The 21,031-nt window shown below is 58.5% G+C and carries 15 protein-coding genes and 1 pseudogene; 7 read left to right on the top strand and 9 right to left on the bottom strand.

Features of this window, described 5'->3' with window-relative positions; all coding sequences use genetic code 11:
- Positions 1–13 precede the first annotated feature (13 nt).
- Positions 14–3,112 (top strand): efflux RND transporter permease subunit, encoded by a 3,099-nt coding sequence (locus tag AF70_RS04795; protein WP_028940640.1) that lies wholly within the window; start codon positions 14–16, stop codon positions 3,110–3,112.
- A gap of 182 nt (positions 3,113–3,294) precedes the next feature.
- Complete coding sequence (locus tag AF70_RS04790) at positions 3,295–3,936, top strand: DUF1345 domain-containing protein (RefSeq protein WP_028940641.1); 642 nt, start codon at positions 3,295–3,297, stop codon at positions 3,934–3,936.
- Positions 3,937–4,008: 72 nt separating this feature from the next.
- On the opposite strand, the gene AF70_RS04785 is transcribed toward AF70_RS04790, so the two are convergent.
- Together AF70_RS04785 and AF70_RS04780 are read right to left on the bottom strand one after the other, a co-directional pair.
- A complete protein-coding gene (locus AF70_RS04785) occupies positions 4,009–6,483 on the bottom strand; it encodes an autotransporter outer membrane beta-barrel domain-containing protein (RefSeq protein ID WP_028940642.1) in 2,475 nt (824 codons plus the stop codon).
- Between the two features lie 315 nt (positions 6,484–6,798).
- On the bottom strand, positions 6,799–9,621 hold the full coding sequence (locus AF70_RS04780; protein ID WP_169342463.1) for a hypothetical protein: 2,823 nt from the start codon (positions 9,619–9,621) through the stop codon (positions 6,799–6,801).
- Between the two features lie 239 nt (positions 9,622–9,860).
- Between AF70_RS04780 and AF70_RS04775 the strand changes: the two genes are divergently transcribed.
- The 5 genes from AF70_RS04775 (at position 9,861) to AF70_RS04755 (ending at position 15,222) form a co-directional block, all read left to right on the top strand.
- A complete protein-coding gene (locus tag AF70_RS04775; protein WP_028940644.1) occupies positions 9,861–10,889 on the top strand; it encodes a LacI family DNA-binding transcriptional regulator in 1,029 nt (342 codons plus the stop codon).
- Positions 10,890–11,041: 152 nt separating this feature from the next.
- Entirely contained in the window at positions 11,042–11,824 is a 783-nt protein-coding gene (locus AF70_RS04770) for a sugar phosphate isomerase/epimerase (RefSeq protein ID WP_028940645.1), read from the top strand.
- Positions 11,817–12,857: a sugar kinase gene (locus AF70_RS04765; protein WP_028940646.1), complete on the top strand. Its 1,041-nt coding sequence runs from the start codon at positions 11,817–11,819 to the stop codon at positions 12,855–12,857. The genes AF70_RS04770 and AF70_RS04765 overlap by 8 nt, the downstream gene beginning before the upstream one ends.
- Positions 12,858–12,909: 52 nt before the next feature.
- The gene (locus AF70_RS04760; protein ID WP_019578820.1) at positions 12,910–14,208 is read left to right on the top strand and encodes an MFS transporter; all 1,299 of its coding nucleotides are present in this window, start codon (positions 12,910–12,912) and stop codon (positions 14,206–14,208) included.
- A 12-nt stretch (positions 14,209–14,220) separates the two neighbouring features.
- A complete protein-coding gene (locus AF70_RS04755; protein WP_019578819.1) occupies positions 14,221–15,222 on the top strand; it encodes a D-glycerate dehydrogenase in 1,002 nt (333 codons plus the stop codon).
- A gap of 31 nt (positions 15,223–15,253) precedes the next feature.
- Here the strand turns inward: AF70_RS04755 and AF70_RS29760 are convergent.
- The 7 genes and pseudogenes from AF70_RS29760 to AF70_RS04725 all read right to left on the bottom strand — a co-directional run.
- A pseudogene (locus AF70_RS29760) lies at positions 15,254–15,421 on the bottom strand (methionine adenosyltransferase); the annotation flags it as partial.
- Entirely contained in the window at positions 15,354–15,656 is a 303-nt protein-coding gene (locus tag AF70_RS04750; RefSeq protein ID WP_028940647.1) for a methionine adenosyltransferase, read from the bottom strand. The gene AF70_RS04750 and the pseudogene AF70_RS29760, both read right to left, overlap by 68 nt.
- Positions 15,657–15,764: 108 nt before the next feature.
- Positions 15,765–16,649 carry a ribose-phosphate pyrophosphokinase gene (locus AF70_RS04745; RefSeq protein WP_019578817.1) on the bottom strand — a complete coding sequence of 295 codons (885 nt, stop codon included), beginning with the start codon at positions 16,647–16,649 and terminating at the stop codon, positions 15,765–15,767.
- Positions 16,646–18,163, bottom strand: a complete 1,518-nt coding sequence (locus AF70_RS04740) for a thymidine phosphorylase family protein (protein WP_028940648.1) — start codon at positions 18,161–18,163, stop codon at positions 16,646–16,648. The genes AF70_RS04745 and AF70_RS04740 overlap by 4 nt, the downstream gene beginning before the upstream one ends.
- Positions 18,164–18,293: 130 nt before the next feature.
- Entirely contained in the window at positions 18,294–18,623 is a 330-nt protein-coding gene (locus AF70_RS04735; RefSeq protein WP_081791073.1) for a DUF2933 domain-containing protein, read from the bottom strand.
- Positions 18,620–18,838, bottom strand: a complete 219-nt coding sequence (locus tag AF70_RS04730; protein ID WP_019578814.1) for a hypothetical protein — start codon at positions 18,836–18,838, stop codon at positions 18,620–18,622. Before AF70_RS04730 ends, AF70_RS04735 begins: the two co-directional genes overlap by 4 nt.
- On the bottom strand, positions 18,835–21,018 hold the full coding sequence (locus tag AF70_RS04725; protein WP_028940649.1) for a heavy metal translocating P-type ATPase: 2,184 nt from the start codon (positions 21,016–21,018) through the stop codon (positions 18,835–18,837). The genes AF70_RS04730 and AF70_RS04725 overlap by 4 nt, the downstream gene beginning before the upstream one ends.
- Positions 21,019–21,031 lie beyond the last annotated feature (13 nt).

Here is a 21,031-nt window from a genome sequence, read left to right as displayed (position 1 = left end):
CAGGACGCTTTTTATGCCGCAGTTCTTTATCGACCGCCCGGTGTTCGCCTGGGTGGTTGCCTTGTTCATCCTGCTGGCCGGTGCGTTGGCCATTGGGCAGTTACCCGTGGCGCAATACCCGAACGTTGCGCCGCCGAAAGTCGAAATCTACGCCACCTACCCCGGCGCTTCGGCGCAGACCGTGGACGAAAGCGTGGTCAGCCTGATCGAGGAAGAACTCAACGGCGCCGACCATCTGCTGTACTTCGAATCCCAAAGCAGCCTCGGCAGCGCCACCATCACCGCGACCTTCCAGCCGGGAACCAACCCGGAGATGGCGCAAGTGGACGTGCAAAACCGCCTCAAGGTGGTGGAGTCGCGCCTACCTCAAGCGGTCACCCAGCAGGGTTTGCAGGTGGAGAAAGTTTCCGCCGGTTTCCTGCTTCTGATCACCCTCACCTCCAGCGACGGCAAGCTCGACGACGTGGCGCTCAGTGATTACCTGGCGCGCAACGTGATGAACGAGATCAAGCGTCTGGATGGCGTCGGCAAGGCCCAGTTGTACGGCGCCGAACGGGCGATGCGGATCTGGATCGACCCACAGAAGCTGATCGGTTTCAACCTGACCCCGGCTGACGTCAATGCCGCCATCGTTGCGCAGAACGCTCAGGTTTCCGCGGGCAGTATCGGCGACTTACCGACCCGCACCACCCAGGAAATCACCGCAACCATTCTGGTCAAAGGCCAGTTGTCGACGCCTGAAGAATTCGCCGACATCGTGCTCAAGGCTAATCCTGACGGCTCCACCGTACGCATCCGTGATGTGGCGCGGGTCGAGATCGGCAGCCAGGAGTATCAGTTCTCCACACGCCTGAACGGCAAACCGTCCACCGCCGTCAGTGTGCAACTGTCGCCGGGCGCCAATGCCCTGAGCACCGCAACGCTGGTGCGGGCGAAAATGGACGAACTGGCGCGCTATTTCCCGGCCGGTGTCGAATACAAGATCCCGTACGACACTTCGCCCTTCGTCAAAGTCTCGATCACCAAAGTGGTGTACACCCTTGGCGAGGCAATGGTGCTGGTGTTTGCGGTGATGTTCCTGTTCCTGCAGAACATCCGCTACACGCTGATCCCGACGCTGGTGGTACCTGTGGCGTTGATGGGCACGTTTGCGACCATGCTCGCGCTGGGCTTCTCGATCAACGTGCTGACCATGTTCGGCATGGTGCTGGCCATCGGCATCCTGGTGGACGACGCGATTGTGGTGGTGGAGAACGTCGAACGAATCATGGCCACCGAAGGCCTGTCGCCCAAGGAAGCGACGCGCAAGGCAATGAAGCAGATCACCGGCGCGATAATCGGCATCACCCTGGTGCTGGTGGCGGTATTCATTCCGATGGCGTTCATGCAGGGCTCTGTCGGGGTGATTTACCAACAGTTCTCGCTGTCCATGGCCACGTCGATCCTGTTCTCGGCGTTCCTCGCCCTGACATTGACCCCAGCCTTGTGTGCGACGCTGCTCAAGCCGATTGCCAAGGGAGAACACCACTCCAAGGGCGGTTTCTTCGGCTGGTTCAACCGGCGCTTTGAACAACTGACCGAGCGTTATCAGGGCTGGGTCGCCTATGCGTTGAAGCGCACCGGTCGTTACCTGTTGATCTACGGCGTGCTGCTGGTAGGCCTGGGATTGTGTTTCAGTCGCCTGCCCTCCTCGTTCCTGCCGGTGGAAGACCAGGGTTACACCATCACCGACATTCAACTGCCACCGGGTGCGAGCAAGAATCGCACGATCAATGTGGTGGAGCAGATCGAAGCACACAACGCTACCGAACCGGGCGTCGGCGACAGCACGGTGATTCTCGGTTTCAGCTTTTCCGGTAGCGGGCAGAATGCTGCGCTGGCGTTCACCACGCTCAAGGACTGGTCGGATCGTGGCAGCGATGATTCCGCTAGTTCGATTGCCGACAGGGCCAACGCAGCCCTCAGTCAGATCAAGGACGCCATGGCTTTCTCGGTGCTGCCGCCGCCGGTTGACGGTCTCGGCACCTCCAGCGGTTTCGAGTTCCGCCTTCAGGATCGCGGCGGCCTCGGCCACGCCACGCTGATGCAGGCGCGCAGCGAATTGCTCGCCGCCGCCGAGAAGAGCCCGATCCTGATGAACGTGCGCGAAAGCGCCTTGGCCGAAGCGCCGCAGGTGCAACTGATCGTGGACCGCAAGCAAGCCAATGCCTTGGGCATCTCCTTTGCCGACATCGGCAACGTACTGTCCACCGCCGTGGGTTCGGCCTACATCAACGACTTCCCCAACCAGGGACGGATGCAACGGGTGGTGGTCCAAGCCGAAGGCGATCAACGCAGTCAGGTCGCCGATCTGCTGAAGATTCACGTGCGCAACAACGCTGGAAAAATGGTGCCGTTGTCGGCCTTCGTCCGCGCCAACTGGACCCAGGGCCCGGCGCAATTGACCCGATACAACGGCTACCCGGCCATCAGCATTTCCGGCGAGCCTTCGCCCGGTCACAGCACCGGCGAAGCCATGGCGGAAATTGAACGGCTGGTGGCGCAAGGCCCGGCGGGGTTGGGTCAGGAATGGACCGGGTTGTCGTTGCAGGAACGTTTGTCCGGCAGTCAGGCACCGATTCTGCTCGGGCTGTCGCTGCTGATCGTGTTCCTGTGCCTGGCGGCGCTGTACGAGAGCTGGTCGATTCCAACGTCGGTGTTGCTGGTAGTGCCGCTCGGTGTGCTCGGTGCGGTACTGGCGGTGACGCTGCGCGGAATGCCCAACGACGTGTTCTTCAAGGTTGGGCTGATCACCATCATCGGCCTGTCGGCGAAGAACGCGATCCTGATCATCGAGTTCGCCAAGAGCCTTTATGACGAAGGCCACGATCTGGTCGACGCAACCTTGCAAGCCGCGCGCCTGCGGTTGCGGCCGATTGTCATGACGTCGCTGGCGTTCATCCTCGGCGTGGTGCCGTTGGCGATTGCCACCGGGGCCAGCTCGGCGAGCCAGCAAGCGATCGGCACCGGGGTGATCGGCGGGATGATCACCGCGACGCTGGCGGTGGTGTTTGTGCCGGTGTTTTTTGTGGTGGTGATGAGGTTGGTGCGCAAGCGCCATAAGAACATCTAAATAACGACACACCCCTGTAGGAGCGAGGCTTGCCCACGAAGGCGGTGTATCAGTCAACATCAACGTTGAATGTTACGGCCATTTCGCGGGCAAGCCTCGCTCCTACGGGGGATGTGTCGTTGTGGTCACAACGGACTGCGCTGGGCTATGGTGTTTGCAAAACCCAGACACATCGAGCCTCCATGCCCCTACTCGCCCGCACCCACCCTCGCCTGTCCGCCGCCGCCACCCTTGGCGTCGCGGCAGGCATTCTGGCTCCGGCCGATTCGATCCTCGGCAAAATCCTCATCGGCTGGAACGCCGGGGTCTGGACGTATCTGGCACTGATCATCTGGCTGACCATGCGCTCCAAAGCCGACGACGTGAAACGCATTGCCGAAGTCGAGGACGAAAACGCCGGGCTGGTGCTGTTCACCGTGAGCATGGCCGCACTGGCCAGCCTCGCCGCCATTACCCTCCAACTGGCGGGCAGCAAGGATCTGGACGCTTATCACCGGCTGTTGCACTACGGCTTCACCGGGTTGACCGTGATCGGCTCGTGGCTGTTGATCGGGGTGATCTTCAGCGTGCATTACGCCCGGTTGTATTACACCTGGGAAGGCAAGGAACCTGCGTTGCGATTTGCCGAAGGGCTGACAACCCCCAATTACTGGGACTTCCTGTACTTCTCGTTCACCATCGGTGTGGCGGTGCAGACGGCGGATGTCGGCGTGGCCACGCGGGAATTGCGTAAGATCGTGCTGGCGCAATCGTTGATCGGGTTTGTGTTCAACACGGCGATTCTCGGGTTTTCAATCAATATCGCAGCGGGTCTGTTTGGCTGATGGCCGTAAAAAAAAAGATGCCCCGACAGTGTCGGGGCATCTTTATAGGTCATGTCATTGAAGCAACGTTCATCAGAAGAAATAGCTCACTCTCAAACTACCGCTCCAATCCTGACTGACAGTGTTGCCTTTACTGCCACCGACCTGGCCGGAAACCTGCCAGTTGCGTTGAGCCGGTGTCCACTTCACACCTGCGCCGTACTCAATTGAGCTACTGGCGCGGTCATCATCGAAACTGTCGTCGTTGATTTTAACCTCGTTGGTTTTCACAAACTCGTGGTTAACCCCCGCCGACAGACTTGGCTCCAGCAGACTGCCATTTTCGAGGCTGATCACACGTCCGCCTCTGACGCCCACATTGCCCTGCAAAGAACGCATGGTGTCGGCTTTAACTTCAAGGCCATTGTCCAAACGATAACTGTCACTTTGAGTCACGCCGGTCGAAACCCGCACCTGGGGTTCGACGAAATAGTTGTTCTTGAGGCGAATATGTTTGCCCACCGCCACCGAACCGCTGGCGCCCAAGGCCGTGTAATCACCCTTGGCCCGAGTGCCATCACTCATGGTGACTTTGGCCTTGTTGTCGAACTGGTTGATCTTGGCCATGACATTGACGAACACGCCGCTTTCAACATCGAACGTGCTGCCGTAAACACCGGCGTTCACACTCTCGACAGTCGCGCTGGAACCGTATTTGAGATCCATTTTGGTATGGCTAGACCCGACGAACCCGCCCAATACCCACGAGCGACCGCCAAGATCCACCAATGTATCGGCGCCGCCGGTGATGCCGGTCTGGTTTTGCGTGTAGCCATCGCCATAGGCGTTATCGACGCTGTATTGATTGCCGTAAGTGCGAACCCACACACTGTTGCTCAGCTTTGTGGTGTCGCTATCGCTGGCCGCCCGCATCGAAGCCTCGGGCCGGGCACTGAGCCCGCGATCACCGATCTGATCATTGAGCATGTTCATTTCGGCATTCAACAAACTGCGCGCGCTGCCAGCCAGCGCCAAAGCGGTATTGCTTGAGGTACTGACCGTTTCCTTGTCCGGATTCAGGTACAAGCCTTGACCTTCCTTCGTTAGCCTGTAGACAAATGTGCCGGCGTCCACGGTGTCGCGACTACCCAACGAGAAGCTCGCGTCACCAGATGCAATGTTACCGACCTTCACCGGTTCGGCAGTGACCGGTGTGGTGCCGGTGGCGGAGATTCGCAGTTGATGTTGTCCGCTGGCGTTGCCTGTGACGTTCAGGAAATCAGTGTTGCCATTGCCCAGGTCGGTGCCCATCACAAAGGTGCCGTTACCGGAAAGCTCGCCCACATTCAGTTGCTGAAATTGCTCGTTCGTGCCCATGCGAACCACGCCGTTATTCAACGCCAGACGTTGCACGCTGCCGTCGCCGGTCATTACCCATTGCGCTGAGTTATTGATATTCAGATTGGCGGAGTTGTTGATTTGACCGGTCAGTACCGAGCCGTTGTCCAACAGTACGCTGCCATTGGTATCACTGTTGACGTTGCCGGTCAGCATGCTTGAGTTGTTCAGTGAAAGGTTGGCGACGTTGTCTACGTTGCCGTTGATGGCCGAGCGGTTGTCCAGGCTGACCATGGCCGCCGTTCCCGCGACCGCTTGTACATTACCGTTCAAGATACTACCGGTGTCGAATCTGGACTGGGTGACGTTCTGCAGATTGCCGTTGAGCGTGGCAGCGTTCTGCATCAGCAGTGCAACCGTGCTGCCGGTCTCGGCAATTACATCGCCGGTCAGGGTACTGCCGTCGACATTGAAATTGGCGGTGGAGCGATTGATCGCGCGCAATACCGATCCATCGCCGCCGACCAGTTCGGAATTGCCGCTGACATTGATGGTGGCGACAGTCCCGGCACCGCCAGAGGAGCCCACCACGATGGCCGATCCGGTTCCGCCTGTAACGCGGGTATGGTTGAGCATCACAGTGCTGGCGTTGACACCTACCGTGTCGGTCACGATTTGCAGGCCGTCTTGTGCGCCGGTAATCGTGCTGCCCGTCGCTGAAAGTGTTGCGCCGCCCAACTGCACACCATAACTGGTGGCCCCCGTGCCGACGACAGTGGAGTCTGTAAGGTTAAGTACGGCAAAACCTACCGCTTGTACGCCGCCAATCGCGCCGGTGATGACACTGTTACCAGTCACGGTGGCAGAAGAGGATGCAGGGGTGCTGATGTTACGTCCCAGCAAAAGCCCGAAACTGTTGGTGCTGGTGATGGTCGAGTTGTCGATCGTTGCGTTGCTGTCGATCAGTTGAATGGCACCTCGGCCCGCCGCGCTGTTGACCGTAGCGCCGGACATATTCAACGAGGAGGTGTTGGCATCGATTCGCTGGCTCTGACCACCGTTGAAAACGACATTGGCATTTTGTGAGCTGATGGTCAGCGCTGTCGCGTTGTTGACGGTCAGCGTTCCCCCCTGGGACACCACCCAGGCTTCCGGCGCAGGTGGATTGGTGACCACTTCACTTTCGCCTGGCAACAGGGTTCGGCTATAGGCCTCAGGCGCGGCGATCATTGTCGCCACCATCATCAGTCTGATGGTATTCGGGTGTTTAGAAAGAAAAAAAGTGGACATGGGTCGTTCCTCAAACCTGCACGAATACAGAAGCTGTTTTTTGGCAGTGTTGAAAACTCCCACCTAAAAAACGTCCGACAGCCTAATTAGAAAACCGAATGTTTAATGTAGGAATAGTCCTTATATGCACGACGACTTATCCTTCCAGAGTGAAGGCAACCTCGATTTCCTCCTCTTTGATAGTGGTAAAAATCGCGAGAGAGGCAATCGAATCTCCCTCGCGATACCGGCAATACCAATACTACGGAGACAGCGCTAGACTGGAGCTAGTGCCAGGTCGCAATATTGGAAGCTGCTATTGATAGTATCCAAAGGTTTGATGACCGGAGTTGATGATTGCAGGCCATTCTGGGCTGTAATCCAGTATTTACCCCATGCAAGTGCACCTTGCCTCGGCTGGGCAGCCTTGAAGTTTGCAGCAGTACCTACGCCAGCAACGTCAGGTATGTTGGCAGCCTGGATGGTGTAAGTTGCTGAGTTAGCCGTACCGGTAATCAACGCGTTACCCGTCGCATTTGAGTGCGCTTCAAAATGCGCCGTGATAATCGTGCCCTGCGGCAATAGTGTGGTCTTTGCGACCTGCAATCCGAGTACATAACCACTGGTAGGACTCCTCATCCCATAGCACTCGATATAGTCGCGCACTGCAGGATTACGGATTCTGATTGTAGGATCCGGCAGCACGACCGGAATCTGATTGACGACCACTGTCTTCGTCAAGGATTTGTTTACGTTTTTACCTAATCCGGTTATCTCGATAGTGTAGCGAGCTGTATCGCTGGGAGGTGTCAACGTGGCCATTACATTGGCCGGGATCGGAACAGAAAAACCCTGTACAGCTACGAGCGGGCTAAATGTTTCAAAAGGTATTGTAGCGTTACCCAAGTAACACTTGACCTCATGCTCCGGTAAAATATCCGGATCTGTAAGACCGTTCTTCACTGTGAATGTACCTGGCTTGTCGCGATCAGTAGCCGCAATAACGTCTGGAACATTGGAAACTCCCGTTACAACCGGTAGTTGGAGATCCGGGTTCTCCAGATCAGGCGGGTTTGGAGGTATTACACCAGCGACACGCGAATCGAACGTAAAGGTTGCAGTCGGTGAAACTGCATTAGGCGTAAGACCGGCGCGCTCTATTTCGTAATGGATCGTGAGGTCCATGGGGTCATCAGTATTGGCAAATTTCGGATAAAGATCTGCGAAGTCAAGATCAAAAGACAGATTAGCGTTAGCCCAAGGTTGTTTGGCAGTCTCGAAAAAATTGGTGACATCGAGGGGATCCGTAATCACCGCAAAAACTTGATCTCCCGGCTCCGCGTGTTCGATAAATGCGTTTTCGACGATAGCCGTAATCGCGTTTGCAAAGTCTTCCCAATAGAGCGGCGTGGTGTAGTTTGGATCGGTCTTTGGCACCAAAGGTGCTTTTTTGGCCAATGGCGCTTGCGGTAATGCCAATGTCAGAATCGGCGTGGAAACAGATTCTTCGCCTTGATTAGCGAGCCAATCGTCCCACCGATAACTCATATTGACGCGTCCATTCAGGAATTGAAGCAACGCGCTGCTAGGAATGCTAAATGCACCGGTAGCATTGACGGTGGCGTTATAGACCTGGACTTTTTGCATACCAGAGATGAGCCAGACGGTCAGCATGTCGTCGGGACGACGCCCGAAGTAACCGACACTCACCGTAAAATTCATATCCGTATTTGCATCTATCCAGGTCTTGTCAATAATCCGCTGCGGAAGCGGGGTGCCATTGGCAAAATTTGGAACGGGTGTCGGCTTTATTTTTCTGGGTGGATTTTTTGTATTGACCGGTGCAGTGTCGTCAGATATAGCCTCCACGATGTTGGAGGGGTCTCCATTACCGCCATTGTCTTTGAAAAATTCAAACATGATTTCCCAAACAGTCGGGCCAAGTGACGTAGCTAATTCCTTAAACAGGTCTGCATTCAAGGTCACCGGAATAGGGGTCGGAGGCCGGCTGGCGACTGGGCCAAGAAAGAAGGTCTCTGGATAGTCTATCCAAGCCAGGGATCCTTTTTCGCGGTACTTAAAATCCATACTATCTTGTTCCAGCTCATCTGGCGGACGATCAACATCCACAATGAGGGCCTTAGTATCAAACATTGCTTTTGGGATAAAACCATTTATCAGACCATTTATTGCAAAAGTCGAAAGAACCCCACCACCTGAGGAAACAGTAGAAGTGGAGCGCTGCACTTTTGGTACGAATTGCATTGTCATCAGTGTATCTCCTTGCGCGTTCAGGCCGGAAGGGCCAGGTTTTCCAGGTATTTTTTGATCGATTTTCACCAGTCCTTGTTCTGACCCAGCAATGATCCTGCCGCCGTCAAACAACTGGCAGATGAAAACAGCGGAATCATTATCAAACAACGAACTTATATGCTTTTGAAACGGCACTACATGATTGAAGCCATTTGTTATGTCTGTCTCGGAAAGTATTTTCTCCCAACGCCCATAAACTTCTGTCACTTCAGGACCACTTCCATTGAGGCTCCGGTATCCCCTCCAGATAATCACTGCGACATATCCGGGCAGAGCAATGTTAATCAGGGGGCGAACGCGGAGAGTGGCGCCACTTGTCAATGGAGGATTCGTATTGTTATTCAGATACCCCCAGAGTGTTGCATGAACCGCCAAGGGTTCCAGAAAGGTTAAAAGAGGCGTGTGATCGATGGTTAGTTTTCGATCTGGTGAGCGATCGTCGTTACCGCCATCCCCTTTCCAGAGTACGTAATAGAGAAACATACTGCCGTCGACTGCCAAATGAGTTGGCGTCAGATCGAAATACAATTCCTTATCCGTCAGGGGGGTCGGGTATTTAACGTTATAAAGAGTATCCTCCACACCATTCTGACGTTTGATCACCCACAGTCGATCATTAGGCAGTGGATCCAGCCAATACGGAATTACAATTCGAGTCCCGGTTTTCAAAATCTCGCGAGGAACATGACCGGCTAGATCACTGTCCTCGATCCCTTCAACTGAAAGCGGTTGTGCCAGTACACCTATAGGCGTCTTAGTGGTTTGATTAGTGGGTGTCGAAATCATTTTTCCATCACCGATTGATACGAGATGTTCGAGAAATCAAGGCACTTTCTTTTGCTGTTCTGTCGGGAAAATTAGGCGCTTCAACAGAAGATTTTCCTACTGTCAGATCTGACAGGTATTGATACCGTTTGTCGGATTCGATCTTTTCGAGCACCTTGACTGAAAGCGTTTTCACTTGACGCAACCAAAGAATCTGGTGTTTCCTGAAACCGGTTTCAGATAACAAGAAGACTCAATCCATGAACGACTTCTCCGCCGCCCAACGCAGCCGCGTCACCATGCTCGACGTCGCCGAACACGCCGGCGTCTCCAAGGCCAGCGTCTCGCGCTTCATCGGCGATGACCGCGCCCTGCTCTCCGATGCCACGGCCCTGCGCATCGAGCAGGCCATTGCCGAACTGGGCTACCGGCCGAACCAGATGGCCCGCGGCCTGAAACGCGGGCGCACCCGGCTGATCGGCATGCTGGTGGCCGATATCCGGAACCCTTATTCGATTGCCGTGATGCATGGCGTGGAAACCGCCTGCCGTCGGCACGGCTACAGCCTGGTGGTGTGCAACACCGATCGCGATGACGAGCAGGAGCGTCAGCACCTGGCGTTGCTGCGCTCGTACAACATTGAAGGCTTGATCGTGAATACCCTCGGCCATCACCGCGACGAATTGCGCGAGTTGCATCGGGAAATGCCGATGGTGCTGGTGGATCGCAAAGTCGAGCAGCTTGAGAGTGATCTGGTGGGGCTGGACAATCCCGCTGCCGTCGAGATCGCCATGGCCCATCTTGAAGAACGCGGTTATCGCGATGTGCTGATGGTGACGGAGCCGTTTGACGGCACCAGTTCGCGGATCGAGCGGGTCAGCAGTTTCAAAGCGCAGATACAGCAACGCCCTGCTTTAACGGGCATGGTAGTTGAAACCGGCAGCGAACTGACCTCGCAGCTGAAAACCTTCCTGAACACTCCCGGCCCTGGCCCGAAAGCGCTGTTTTGCGCCAACGGTATCGCCGCGCTGGCCGGCACCCATGCGTTGCGTGAATTGCAGTGCAACCTGTTTGAGGATGTCGGGTTGATCGCCCTGGATGATCTGGATTGGTATCCGCTGGTGGGCAGCGGGATTACCGCCCTCGCCCAGCCGACCGAGGACATTGGCGCGAGTGCGTTTGAGTGTTTGCTCAAGCGTTTGCGTGGGGATGACGGGCCGGTGCGGACTTTGGATTTTCCGGCACGGTTGATTGTGCGGGGGTCGACCACGGGGGGTGTTCCAATTTGAAGGCCTCTTCGCGGGCAAGCCTCGCTCCTACGGATTTACACCCACGCCCCTGTAGGAGCGAGGCTTGCCCGCGAAGAGGCCCGAAAGAACAACACATCACTCACTGATATTTTTTTTGAACAAAAATGAAACCGGTTTCAGAGGTGATAACAATGAACAAACCACCCGTTTCCATCAGCCTGTCCAGCTACGGCGCCGAGCTTGTGCGCCAACGCGGCCAAGGCAGTTTTGTCGAGGTTCTGGCCGCTGCCGGTGCCACGCACATTGAATGGCGCGAAGAGCTGCTGACCCTTGAAGACCCCGCGCAATTGGCCGATGCCACGCAATACCGGGGCCTGGAAAGCGTGTATTCCTCGCCGCTGGAGTTGTGGCTGGCCGGGCAATCGGCGCCCAACCCGGAACTGCTCTCGACCCTGCAACGCGCCGAGGCATTCGGCTCACAATGGCTGAAAGTCTCCCTGGGTTATTTCACCGACAACAACGACCTGCAAACACTGGCGCATGTGTTGCAACAGAGCCCGGTGCAGCTTTTGGTGGAAAACGACCAGACCTTGCACGGCGGCCGCATCGAACCGTTCCAGCGCTTCTTCGCCGACGTCGAGCAGCACAAGTTGCCGATCAAAATGACCTTCGATATCGGCAACTGGCAATGGCAGGATCAGTCCGCCGCCAGCGCCGCGCGAATGCTCGGTCGACATGTCGGCTACGTGCACTGCAAAGCAGTGGCGCGTCGGGTCGACGGCAAACTGGTGGCGGTACCACCGGCGGCCAGTGACTTGCATCTGTGGCAACAATTGTTGCGGCACATGCCCCATAACGTGATGCGCGCGGTGGAATATCCGCTGCAAGGCGATGACCTGGTGCAGTTGACCACCGAGCACGTCGCCACCCTCGCCCGCCTCGGTCAACCCCGCCTGGAGCCTGCGCATGTCTGAGATCGATATTCTGTCGTTCGGCGAAACCATGGCGATGTTCGTTGCCGAGCAAAACGGTGAACTGGCCGACGTCGGCCACTTCCACAAGCGCATTGCCGGTGCCGACAGCAACGTCGCCATTGGCCTGTCGCGACTGGGGTTTAACGTCACCTGGCTGAGCCGGGTGGGCGCGGACTCGCTCGGCAAGTTCGTTATCGATACGCTGGAGAACGAAGGCCTGGATTGCAGCCATGTCGACATCGACCCGGCACACCCCACCGGGTTTCAGCTCAAGTCCCGCACCGATGATGGCAGCGATCCGGTGGTCGAGTATTTCCGTCGTGGCTCGGCGGCCAGTCATTTGTCGGTGCAGTCGATTTCCCCGTCGCTGCTCAACGCCCGGCACTTGCATGCCACCGGCATTCCTCCAGCGCTATCCGCGTCGGCCCGGGCAATGTCCTTCGAACTGATGACCCGCATGCGCGAAGCCGGGCGTAGCGTGTCGTTCGACCCCAACCTGCGGCCGAGCCTGTGGGCCAGCGAACAGCAGATGATCAGCGAGATCAACCGCCTCGCCGCCCTCGCCCATTGGGTGCTGCCGGGGTTGAGCGAAGGACGGTTGCTCACCGGATTTGAAGACCCTGCCGACATCGCGGCGTTTTACCTCGACCAGGGCGCCGAAGCCGTGGCGATCAAGCTTGGCCCGCAAGGCGCCTATTACCGAACCCATCAGGATGAAGGTTTCGTTGCAGGCGTGCCCGTGGCAACGGTGGTCGATACGGTCGGTGCCGGTGACGGGTTCGCCGTTGGCCTGATCAGCGCCCTGCTGGAAAACCACAGCGTTGCCCAAGCCGTGCAGCGTGCCAACTGGATCGGCAGCCGCGCGGTGCAGAGCCGTGGGGATATGGAAGGCTTGCCCACCCGGGCCGAAATGGATGCTGAATTTGAGGACGCCGTTCGCGGGCAAGCCTCGCTCCTACAGGGTTCGGGGTGTACGCCCGTAGGAGCGAGGCTTGCCCGCGAAGGGGCCCTCACTATTACCGTAAAAATTTGAATCAGACTCCGTTACCTGCTGCGACAAAAACAACAAGCTCAGGAGCATCACTATGAAAACCGCAACACTGGCCACCCGCCGCTGGTGGTACATCATGCCCATCGTGTTCATCACCTACAGCCTGGCGTATCTGGACCGCGCCAACTACGGGTTCGCCGCCGCCTCCGGGATGGCCAAGGACCTGATGATCACCCCGGGATTGTCTTCCCTGCTCGGCGCACTGTTCTTCCTCGGCTATTTCTTCTTCCAGATTCCAGGTGCGATCTACGCCCAGAAGCACAGCGTGAAAAAGCTGATTTTCGTCAGCCTGATTCTCTGGGGTGCCCTGGCGACCTTGACCGGGATCGTCTCCAACGCCTACTGGCTGATCGTCATTCGTTTCATGCTCGGAGTGGTCGAAGCGGCGGTGATGCCGGCGATGCTGGTGTACCTGTGCCACTGGTTCACCCGTGCCGAACGCTCGCGCGCCAACACCTTCCTCATCCTCGGCAACCCGGTGACGATGCTGTGGATGTCGGTGGTCTCGGGCTACCTGATCCAGCATTTCAGCTGGCGCTGGATGTTCATCATCGAAGGCTTGCCGGCAGTGTTGTGGGCGTTTATCTGGTGGCGTCTGGCTGATGACCGTCCGGCCCAGGCCAAGTGGCTGAACGACCAGGAAAAGCAGGACCTGGAAAGTGCCCTGGCCGCCGAACAGGTCGGCATCAAAGCGGTGAAAAACTACGCCGAAGCCTTCCGTTCGCCAAAAGTCATCATCCTCGCCTTGCAGTTCTTCTGCTGGAGCATCGGCGTCTACGGTTTCGTGCTGTGGCTGCCATCGATCCTCAAGGCCGGCGCGCAAATGGACATGATCGAAGCGGGCTGGCTGTCGGCGCTGCCGTACCTGGCGGCAGTGATCGGCATGCTGCTGGTGTCCTGGGGCTCGGACAAGTTGCAGAAGCGCAAACGCTTCGTCTGGCCTCCGCTGCTGATCGCCTCGATTGCGTTCTACGGCTCCTACGCGCTGGGCGCGGAGCATTTCTGGTGGTCCTACACCCTGCTGGTGATTGCCGGTGCCTGCATGTACGCCCCGTACGGGCCGTTCTTCGCCATCGTTCCAGAAATCCTCCCGGCCAACGTGGCCGGTGGAGCCATGGCGTTGATCAACAGCATGGGCGCGCTCGGTTCGTTTGGCGGCTCTTATCTGGTCGGTTACCTGAACAGCTCCACCGGATCGCCCGGTGCGTCTTATCTGCTGATGAGCGGCGCGTTGCTGGTGTCGGTGGTGCTGACGATTTTCCTCAAGCCCGGCGCCAGTGACCGGGTCGTGGCCAAAGCCGCCGCGCCCCGGCCGGTGGCGGCTCATTCCTGAATGGATGTTGATATGAAAAAGCAGGTTGTGCTGTACAAGAAACTCTCGCCGCTGCTGATGGCTCGCTTGCATGAGCAGACCGAGGTGACGCTGATCGACAGCCTCGACGCCGAAGGCCTGGCCAAGCTGCGCCAGGCCCTGCCCCGCGCCCAAGGGTTGCTTGGCGCCAGTCTGAAACTCGATGCCGGGTTGCTGGACCTGGCACCGAACCTGGAAGCGATTGCCAGTGTGTCCGTCGGGGTCGACAACTACGACATCGACTACCTGACCGAACGGCGGATACTGCTCAGCAACACCCCCGATGTGTTGACCGAGACCACCGCCGACACCGGTTTCGCGCTGATCCTGGCCACCGCCCGACGCGTGGTGGAACTGGCGAACATGGTTCGCGCCGGCCAGTGGAACCGCAACATTGGCCCGGCGCATTTCGGCAGCGATGTGCATGGCAAGACGCTGGGCATCATCGGCATGGGGCGGATTGGCGAGGCGTTGGCGCAGCGTGGGCATTTCGGTTTTGGCATGCCGGTTGTGTATCACAGCCATTCGCCGAAACCGGCGGTGGAGCAGCGCTTCAATGCGCAATACCGTAGCCTGACCGAGTTGTTGCAGCAGTCCGATTTCATTTGCCTGACCTTGCCACTGACCGCTGAAACCGAAAAGCTGATCGGCGCCAGGGAGTTCGCCTTGATGCGCCCGCAGAGCATCTTCATCAATATTTCACGGGGCAAGGTGGTGGACGAAGCGGCGTTGATCGAGGCGTTGCAGCAGAACCGGATTCGCGCTGCCGGGCTGGATGTGTTCGAGCGCGAACCGCTGCGCCATGACTCGCCGTTGTTGCAGTTGAACAATGTGGTGGCGACGCCGCATATCGGTTCGGCGACCCATGAGACGCGGGAGGCGATGGCGACTTGTGCGGTCGAAAATTTGTTGGCGGCGTTGGCGGGTGAGCGGCCGGTGAATCTGGTGAATGGGCAGGCGTGGAGAGGTCAAGCGGCATGCTACGGCAAGGTGTGATCAGGCCGTTCATGCGGTTACCGCGTCCGACTTGGCCGTCGTCCCCCTGCTCTGCGCTCAACCCGGTGACGGTCAGGTAAATCCCGTCTACGCCGATCGCGATCGTATCATCGAGTGTATTGACGGCTAGATCACAGGGGCTCGCCAGGATCGCGCGTAAATGCTCCGTGATTGACTGTTTGACCGCGAAATAGTCCACCACCAAAGTGCGGCTGGCTCTGGCCGCCGATCAACAAGGCCTTGTCGACGTTGTAATGCTGAATGCGTCCATAGGCTTGCAGGTACGCGCGGTTGAGCGCCAACGACACGGCTTCCGCGACACCATCGCACAGGCTGTCCGGATGACCGATCCCCTTGTGTTCACACATTTCGACCTCGCTCATCCGGTGCAAGCGTTCGCAGGCAATAATGACGAACCGGGTCCTGTCGCTCATGTTCCTCTCCGCGTTATCTTCCGATCGATCGCGTCTACTCAGTACCTCGTGCACGACGGCGCTGTTTGCGATCAGCCCGTGAGTGCCCGTGATGAGTGAGTACGGAAGTCATGGGGCAAGCTCCTTGATGGCTTGTGCAAGCAGTGTCGACAGATCGATGGCGTTGCTGGCGTGCCGGATGCTATTGCTGGTGAAGACCTGAATGCCGGCCGCTTGCAGGTCGCGTTGGGCGTGTTCTGCATACACTCCGTGCACCGCCAAGGCCACCGGTGGGCGCATGCCTGCTCGTTGCAGGTGCCCGGCGGTTTCGAGCAGGGTATGCCCCGTCGAAATGATGTCGTCGATCAACACCGGGGTGTGTTCTCGCCAACGCTGGATATCGGGCACGGAGACCGCGACCTCCCGATCGCCGAGTCGCATTTTCTGCAGCACGATGAATGGTGCTTTCGCCAGCCGGGCGACCTCCGATACCCATTGCTCGCTTTCGCTGTCCGGACCGATCAACAAAGGTCGGGCGATCTTGCCGGGGATCCAGGCTGCCAGGGCCGGCGCGGCATGTACGACTCGATGCGGTACCGGGTATAGGGTGCCTAGATCATGGATACGATGCAGGTGCGGATCCACCGTCACCAACCAGTCGATGTGCGGAGCCAACAGAGCAGCGAACAGACGCGCGCTGACAGCCTCACCCGGATGAAAACGCTGGTCCTGGCGCATATAGGCCAAGTAGGGAGCAACCAGGCCCACAGAGCGAGTACCCATCTCGCGCAGGGTTTCCATAAGGAAGCACAGCGGTATGAACCGTTTGTCCGGACCGTGCAGGCTGCACAGAATCACCGCGTCACGGCCCTGCACGTCGCTCAACACACGTACGTAGCTTTCCTCGTCGGGAAACTGCCTCAATTGGCAGACGGCAGGTTGCAACCTCGCAGCCGCCGCCAGCCCAGTCTGTAAAGCCAGATTGCCGTCGAGACAAAACAGCAGGGGATTCATGGCGCATCCTCCTCGATGAAGAAGAGTTCCGGGTGCTGCTGTGCATACTCCAGCGCATAGGCCAGTTCGCCCGGGCTTTCGGCATGCACGGTATAGAGCGGCTGATCGGCCTCGACCCGTTCTCCGAGCGCCGTACCGAGTACCAGCCCGGCCGCGGGGGCCGCTGGTGCCCCGGCCAATTTCCCGATGCGCGACAGTACGCGGTTGTCGATGCGGCACACACGACCTTCACGGCCGGCCAGGACCGGGTGCCTATAGCGCGCCTGCGGTGGCTCTCGCAGTCCGCCCTGGGCGTTCGCGATGGCCTGGAATTTTCGCCAGGCACTACCGCTCGCCAAGGTTGTGGCGGCGAGCGCATAGCCACTATCGGTCGGCGCCTTGCCGGCCATTTCCAGTAACAGACCGGCGAGGTCGAGGGTACGCTCACGCAAGTCCGGCGGCGCCTGCGCATCGCCGCGCAGCACCGCCAGCACATCGCACGCTTCCAATGCCGGACCGATACCCCGCCCAACAGGGCCATCACCGTTCGAGACATGCACCTTGACGTTGAGGCCAAGCCGACCGCCGACCTCGACCAACAGCGTTTGCAGTTTTATCGCCGCCGGCAGATCGCGTACTTTCGCGGTGGCGCCGACCGGGATATCGATCAACACATGACTGGCACCGGCCGCCAGTTTCTTCGACAACACCGAGGCCACCAACTGGCCTTGGCTGTCCAAGTCCAGGGCTCGTTCGACCCGGATCATGACATCATCGGTCGGGCTCAGTTGCACGGCCGCGCCCCACACGACACAACCGTTTTCTTGCTCCACGACCTTGCGCATCGCCGGCAAATCGAGAGCGACCGGGGCCAGGGTCTCCATGGTATCGGCTGTACCCGCTGGCGAGGTAATGGCGCGGGAGGAAGTCTTGGGTATGCAAAGGCCGTTGGCCGCGACGATGGCCACCACGATGGGCGTGGTCCGATTCCCCGGCAGCCCACCGACGCAGTGCTTGTCCAGCACCGGTGACCGGTCCCAGTGCAGACGCTCGCCGGTTTCAACCATGGCTTCGGTCAGATAGCGGATCTCGGTGAGCGACAGTTGGTTACCGGTACAGCCGGTTAGAAAGGCCGCCAGCTCCACATCGCTGAATCGGCCGGCATCGATGTCATTCACGATCGCGGTCAGCGCCTCCCGCGACAGCGCACTTCCATAGATCTTCCCGCGCACGGCGCTCATCGACTCTACCGGCGCCGGGTGACGCACGGCAACGCTTTCACCCTCCTGAGCACCGAGCAGCCGACAGGCCGATTCCGATAGCCCAACCTCACCGCCGGCTATCCACCGTCCATCCACCACCATCAGCGTCGCGATGACGCGACGCGTGCCTTTGACCAGTTCAATACGTGACAAGGCGGAAAAACCTTCCGAGCGGCAGACGTGACAATCCCGTGGCATGAACGCCACCGGCTGCTGGTGGGTATCAATGCCGAGCCGGCGGACGCGTAACTCAAGCACACTGCGTATCGGCATGAGCACACTCCTTTCGGCGCCTTGGCGCAGTAAGTCGATTCGCTGAAGAAGCCACTATCCAGGACTTGTTCACCATACTACTGCCCTCACTGCACGCAGGCAGGGTCTCATGCGATATACGGCACGGCACTCATAGGTCTGGGCGTTGCGTCGCGCCGTCCGGCTGACTACCGGATTCGGGCGCATGGCCTGCGTGATCGTCGCGGTGCTGATGGCCGCAGCAGCCACCGTGCGCGTCATGCTCACCGCGATTGGCCTGTTCGTGACCGCCATGCCCACCGTGTCCACGATGCATGAACAAATGCATGAGCGGACAGGCCAGCAACAGCAGGAATGGCAAGTAGGGAATGACGTGGGCCCGGTGCTCGGTCAACAGGAAGTACCCGGCGATGGCAAGAAAGCCGAGGAAGAACCCGTTGACACGGCCGGCGCTGCGATGGGGAACATAATGGCGTCTCATAACTGATTCCTCCTGTGGGGTTTGCGACGGGCCTCGGCCATGTCCTTATCGAATTGGCGGACGCCGCGAAAAAGTTGCACCCCGACCAAGACCGGGCATAGCAGGAATATCGCTGCTATGGCCAACGATTTGCCCGTCAGCCCCAGCAGGTAAATCGCCGTTGCAATACCCGCGACACTGGTCAGAAGGCAGATAATCAAAACTTCGCGTTTCATGATGTGGCCTCCTGGCTTAAACCAACACGGGCACGTTTAAGCAGTGCGGAGTTGGCAACCACCGACAGGGAGCTGAGTGCCATGGCGGCGGCAGCGATGATGGGGTTAAGCACACCAAAGGCCGCGATTGGAATGCCGATACTGTTGTAGATGAATGCCCAGAACAGGTTTTGTTTAATCTTGACCATGGTTGCGCGCGACAGCTTGATCGCGGTCACCACGTCACGCACATCGTTCTTGAGCAGGATGATGCCGCCGGTTTCCTTGGCTACATCGGAACCCGAGCCGATGGCGATGCCGATGTCTGCGGTGGCCAGGGCAGGCGCATCGTTGACACCATCGCCAACCATGGCCACGACCTGCCCTTCGCTTTGCAATTGACGGATCACTGCGACCTTGTCGCTCGGTAAAACCTCGGCAATCACTCGCTCGATGCCCACCTGGCGTGCGACTGCTTCGGCAGTACGGTGGTTGTCACCGCTCAGCAGCACGACCTTGATGCCGCTGGCCAGCAACGCCGCAACAGCCTCGGCCGCTTCAGGTTTAATGGTATCGGCCACAGCAATCACACCGAGCAAACGGTCATCGACTCCGACCAGCATGGCGGTCTTGCCATCGGCTTCCAGACGGATGAGGTGCTCCTCGGCAGCCTCGGTCGAAATGCCTTGGCGGGCGAATAAACGCCGGTTGCCCAGCCAGAGGGTGCGATTGTCGATCTTGCCTTCGATGCCGTGACCGGCGATCCCTTTGATGTCGCTCGCTTTCGGCAGGCTGATATCGCGATGCCGGGCGGCGCGCACAATCGCGGCACCAAGCGGATGTTCCGAACCGGACTCCACAGCAGCGGCGAGCATCAAAACCTCGTGTTCCGACGCTGCGCCTAGCGAAATCACATCGGTTACGTTGGGTTCGCCTCGGGTAATGGTGCCGGTTTTGTCGAACACCACCGTACTCAGTTTTTCTGCCCGCTCCAGCACTTCGCCGCCGCGAATCAGGATGCCGTTATCAGCCCCCTTGCCAACACCGACCATTAACGCGGCGGGCGTCGCCACGCCCAGGGCGCAGGGGCAGGAAATGATCAGCACCGCGATAAAGGCCAACAGCCCTTGCGGAAAACTCCCCGCAACAGACCAGCCGATCAGGGCCAGTATCGCGACTGTCACCACTGCCGGCACAAAGTAGCCCGTGACCTGATCGGCCAACCGCTGGATCTGTGCCGTGCTGGTCTGTGCTTCCTCAACCATCCTGATGATCTGCGCCAGTGCGGTATCGGCACCGATCCTGCTCGCCTTGAAAGTGAGCACCCCACTGCCATTGAGCGTGCCTCCGATCACCGGGCTGCCCGGGTGTTTGTCGACCGGCATCGACTCGCCGGTCAGCATGGACTCATCCACCGTTGACTGACCTTCACTGACATCGCCATCGGTGGGGATTTTCTCGCCAGGCTTGACCACCAGAAACTCCCCGGCCATGACGTTTTCAGCAGGCAAGTCGACCTCTTGCCCGTCACGAATCACATGCGCAATCGCAGGCTTGAGATCAAGTAAGCGCCGCACCGCCGCCGAGGATTTTTTCTTGATGATCTCCTCCATGTACCTGCCAAGCAGTACGAAGGCGATGATGACCGCCGACACCTCGAAATAGACGTCGCGCTCGGCTACCTTGACCGGCAGGACATCCGGGAAGAACAACACCGCGACACTGTAGAAATAGGCGACCGATGTGCCGAGGGCGATCAGAAAATCCATGTTGATGCTACGGGTGCGAATGGCATTCCACGCCCCCTTATAGAAACTCCAGCCGCCGATGAACTGCACCGGTGTTACCAGCAGGAATAGCCAGATACCCCACGTGAACCAAGGGAGTGCCGGGATCGGCACCCAAGTCAGCAAGGTGGCACCCGCGGCCAGCGCGATGAAGGCGCCCGCACGCAGCAGCGCCAAGGCCAATACACCGGTCAGGGCGATAGTCACGCGGGTTTTCATCGCCTTCAGTTCATTTTCTGGCGACTCGAAGATGCGCACGCAACTATCGCTGCAAAAGTAATAGGTGCGCCCGCCACGTTCTCGTGACAACGCCATGGTCATATCAACCATCATCCCGCAGATCGGGTCTTTCGCCATTTTCCCTGATGCAAGCGCCTGCTGGTGTTGGCTGTGCTGCATGTGTGATTCGCTCATCACGGCCTCCTAC

The sequence above is a fragment of the Pseudomonas sp. KD5 genome (genome assembly GCF_012932895.1).
Lineage (GTDB): Bacteria > Pseudomonadota > Gammaproteobacteria > Pseudomonadales > Pseudomonadaceae > Aquipseudomonas.
The sequence above is the reverse complement of the archived record's forward strand: the minus strand, read 5'-3'. Positions and strand labels throughout refer to the sequence as shown.

Excerpts from the sequence above, each read along its gene's own strand:
- AF70_RS04770 (WP_028940645.1), top strand. The coding sequence starts at position 11,042 with ATGAACAAACCACCCGTTTCCATCAGCCTGTCCAGCTACGGCGCCGAG.
- AF70_RS04790 (WP_028940641.1), top strand. The coding sequence starts at position 3,295 with ATGCCCCTACTCGCCCGCACCCACCCTCGCCTGTCCGCCGCCGCCACC.
- AF70_RS04725 (WP_028940649.1), bottom strand. The coding sequence starts at position 21,018 with ATGAGCGAATCACACATGCAGCACAGCCAACACCAGCAGGCGCTTGCA.
- AF70_RS04755 (WP_019578819.1), top strand. The coding sequence starts at position 14,221 with ATGAAAAAGCAGGTTGTGCTGTACAAGAAACTCTCGCCGCTGCTGATG.
- AF70_RS04760 (WP_019578820.1), top strand. The coding sequence starts at position 12,910 with ATGAAAACCGCAACACTGGCCACCCGCCGCTGGTGGTACATCATGCCC.
- AF70_RS04785 (WP_028940642.1), bottom strand. The coding sequence starts at position 6,483 with ATGATCGCCGCGCCTGAGGCCTATAGCCGAACCCTGTTGCCAGGCGAA.
- AF70_RS04765 (WP_028940646.1), top strand. The coding sequence starts at position 11,817 with ATGTCTGAGATCGATATTCTGTCGTTCGGCGAAACCATGGCGATGTTC.
- AF70_RS04795 (WP_028940640.1), top strand. The coding sequence starts at position 14 with ATGCCGCAGTTCTTTATCGACCGCCCGGTGTTCGCCTGGGTGGTTGCC.
- AF70_RS04745 (WP_019578817.1), bottom strand. The coding sequence starts at position 16,649 with ATGAATCCCCTGCTGTTTTGTCTCGACGGCAATCTGGCTTTACAGACT.
- AF70_RS04730 (WP_019578814.1), bottom strand. The coding sequence starts at position 18,838 with ATGAAACGCGAAGTTTTGATTATCTGCCTTCTGACCAGTGTCGCGGGT.
- AF70_RS04735 (WP_081791073.1), bottom strand. The coding sequence starts at position 18,623 with ATGAGACGCCATTATGTTCCCCATCGCAGCGCCGGCCGTGTCAACGGG.
- AF70_RS04750 (WP_028940647.1), bottom strand. The coding sequence starts at position 15,656 with ATGAGCGACAGGACCCGGTTCGTCATTATTGCCTGCGAACGCTTGCAC.
- AF70_RS04775 (WP_028940644.1), top strand. The coding sequence starts at position 9,861 with ATGAACGACTTCTCCGCCGCCCAACGCAGCCGCGTCACCATGCTCGAC.
- AF70_RS04740 (WP_028940648.1), bottom strand. The coding sequence starts at position 18,163 with ATGCCGATACGCAGTGTGCTTGAGTTACGCGTCCGCCGGCTCGGCATT.
- AF70_RS04780 (WP_169342463.1), bottom strand. The coding sequence starts at position 9,621 with ATGATTTCGACACCCACTAATCAAACCACTAAGACGCCTATAGGTGTA.